Below are 2,866 nucleotides of genomic sequence, written 5' to 3' on the forward strand. Positions count from 1 at the left end.
GTTTTTGCGGATTGGATACACAAGGCATATTGCAGAGCATCGAGCAATTTTGCGCTTGATTTTGTAAGCAGTACGAGCATTTCCCATGCTTGGGCTGGGCGCAGGGCGGGTTATTTAACCCGTCCCGAATGTTTCAGCACCACCCCAAACTCGACTGAAACGTTCGGGATAGCTTTTTCCTAAAAAATATACGCGATAAGTACCCTATATTTTAACTATGAACAAATTAAAAGAAAAAATCCGAGATATCCCGGATTTTCCGAAGCCCGGCATTATCTTCAAAGATATTACACCGCTAGTCAAAGACCCTGTTGCATTAAGACTTGCAGTCCACCATCTACTGCATCCGTTCTTGGAAAGAGACATCACGGCCGTGGCCGGCATGGAAGCACGGGGCTTTATATTCGGCGCATTGGTGGCTTGGGAGCTAGGCCTGCCGTTTGTACCGCTCAGAAAACCGGGAAAATTACCCTATGACGTGCAAAGCGTTTCTTACGACTTGGAATACGGATCGGCGACACTGGAAGCACATAGCGATGCGTTTGAAACCGGTGATCGTGTTTTGTTGATAGACGACTTGCTGGCAACGGGCGGAACCGCTAAGGCCAGTTGCGAACTGGTCGAGAAACTGGGCGCAACCGTTGAAGCATGCGCATTTGTCGTTGAATTGGATTTTCTAAAAGGCCGTGAAAAGCTTGACGCATACGAAGTTCATTCGCTGCTTCACTTTTAGCGCGAACCCCAAATTCGACTATGCCCCCAAGGCAATCCAAAGCGTTCGGGGCGGGTTGAAACGCCTAAAATTCTTGGTTCGGTATCGATTTCGCCTTGACTGTTTCCGAAGTATCCTCCACCGCTATAGGCTTCATATTGTCGAGTGATCCTTCAGATTCCAGCTCAGCATCATTCACTTCGTCAAACAACGCCTCATCAAAATCTAGCAGCGCTTTATCTAAGTCGTCATTGATTTCAATATTTCCATCGTTGATCAGATTATTGCGCCACTGAAGATAAGATTCTCGGGTGAATACATAAGGATCCAATGCCGCTTCATCAATGAATTTCAGCGCACCGTCAGCATTAGCTCTAGCATTGACAACTTCCAACACTTGCAATGCTTGCACCGGCATTCCAACATAGGTCGCCGGGTTCGCTGCAGTATCCAATACCGACCCGGGAATGCCCCGGGTGGTCGAGGGTCCTAAAAAAGGCAGCATTAAATAAGAACCCTGCGGAACCCCCCAGACCGCGAAGGTCTGATCAAAGTCTTCTTCATGATGCTCCAATCCCATGTCGGTCGCGATATCGAGTAAACCGCCCAGACCCATTGTGGAATTCACCAAAAAACGCCCGGAATCTTCGACGCTTTGCTGAAACTTACCCTGCAAAACATCGTTAATAACGGTATTGATGGTTTTTAGATTGCCGAAAAAATTATTGACTCCAGCCTGCATAACATTCGGCGTCACGGCTTTATAAGCATTGGCGACGGGTTCGGCGACATATTCGTCAACCGTCATATTAAAAGCGTAAACCTTACGGTTTATGTCTTCGTAAGGGTCTACTTCCGACAACGATAAATCTTGACTCGCCGTCGTCGAGCAGCCGCTTAACCCGTAAGCTTGAGCACAAAGAAAAACGACAACCATTCGCTGAAGTTTGCCACCCAAAATACCCATAAAAACCTACTGCTTTGAATAAAGATCGATTTTTTCGCTGATTTTTTCGATCAGCACGTCATAGCCGTCACGTTTCAAGATACTGCCATACTCCGAACGCCTTAAAGCCAAATCGCTAACACCATTGGCAATTATATTTATTATTCTCCAGCTATTACCTTTTTTCTTCAACATATAATCGAATTTAACATCCTTATCATCGGGTATGACCAAATAAGTATGGACTATAATACCGCCCCTTCCGGTCTCTTCCTCCGATTCGAATTTAAAAGATTCGCCGGAGTATTCCTTAAAATTGTGCGCATAAGCCGCAACGCTGAATCGACTAAACACCTCGATAAATTTTTCTTGTTGATCCGACGACATATTCTCCCATTCGCGCCCGACCACGACTCTTGCAATCATATTTAAATCGTGGCTTTCACTTACCGGCTTTTCAAGCTGATCGAAACGACCTTCATAACCAAGCTCCTTACCGCTTTTCATAACATCTATTAACTCGGCTTGAAAATTTTCAACAACCTCCCTGGCACTAAGAATATCCTCGGCATAAACTTCGGTTAAGCCCAACAAAAAAAGCAAAAAAAGACCCGATATTTTATTTATTATTAGACTTTGATACATAAAAACTCCGAAAACATTGATTTCCGGCATGCTTTGCCGGCCGTAAAGAAGATATACTCTTTCGCTCCTTCCCAAATTCTAGCTTCGAGAGGCCAAGCCGGTCGATTGAACTTAGCGTAACTGTAACTGCTGCAAACGAAGGTGTGGTAAATACATCGGCTTCTCTTTTTTACCGCGAAGCTAGAGCTTGGGAAACAGCAGAAATATTACAAAATAACCACGAAGAAAATGAAGAATTAGATTATTGCTATTATGGTCTTTTTCTTCATTACCTTCATGCTCTTCATGATAAATAAATTTTTTACGATGTATTCACCAATACTTTCACAACCTCAGGAGCTTGGGAAACAGAATAAGTAAACCAAAACGTTCGGGACGAATTGAATACCTCGCCCCGAGCCCGGCCTCTCCTTAAGCAACGCCGACATTTGAAGAGCGAAAGGTATAGGTATACCGGCAGCAATATCGCCCATGCCAATATCCATAAAGGCATGGACACCACTCAAACCGTGAGTATTCAGTTCCCCGGCCATTCTCGTTCCCACGCTCTGCGTGGGAATGCC

General features: G+C 45.0%; 4 protein-coding genes. 1 reads left to right on the top strand and 3 read right to left on the bottom strand.

Going from position 1 to position 2,866, the window contains the following annotated elements; all coding sequences use genetic code 11:
* The first annotated feature begins 217 nt into the window (after nt 1-217).
* Nucleotides 218-733, top strand: coding sequence for an adenine phosphoribosyltransferase (locus ACRJJO_RS21875; RefSeq protein WP_404360200.1), 516 nt, complete (start codon nt 218-220; stop codon nt 731-733).
* Between the two features lie 64 nt (nt 734-797).
* Here the strand turns inward: ACRJJO_RS21875 and ACRJJO_RS21880 are convergent, their stop codons facing one another.
* The 3 genes from ACRJJO_RS21880 to ACRJJO_RS21890 form a co-directional block, all read right to left on the bottom strand.
* The gene (locus tag ACRJJO_RS21880; RefSeq protein WP_431067674.1) at nt 798-1,679 is read right to left on the bottom strand and encodes an MlaA family lipoprotein; all 882 of its coding nucleotides are present in this window, start codon (nt 1,677-1,679) and stop codon (nt 798-800) included.
* Nucleotides 1,680-1,685: 6 nt separating this feature from the next.
* Entirely contained in the window at nt 1,686-2,303 is a 618-nt protein-coding gene (locus tag ACRJJO_RS21885) for an ABC transporter substrate-binding protein (RefSeq protein WP_431067675.1), read from the bottom strand.
* A gap of 332 nt (nt 2,304-2,635) precedes the next feature.
* Nucleotides 2,636-2,866, bottom strand: a 231-nt coding sequence (locus ACRJJO_RS21890) for a hypothetical protein (RefSeq protein WP_431067676.1), incomplete at its 5' end; no start/stop codon positions are given.

The organism is Methylotuvimicrobium sp., from assembly GCF_050611805.1.
GTDB lineage: Bacteria > Pseudomonadota > Gammaproteobacteria > Methylococcales > Methylomonadaceae > Methylotuvimicrobium.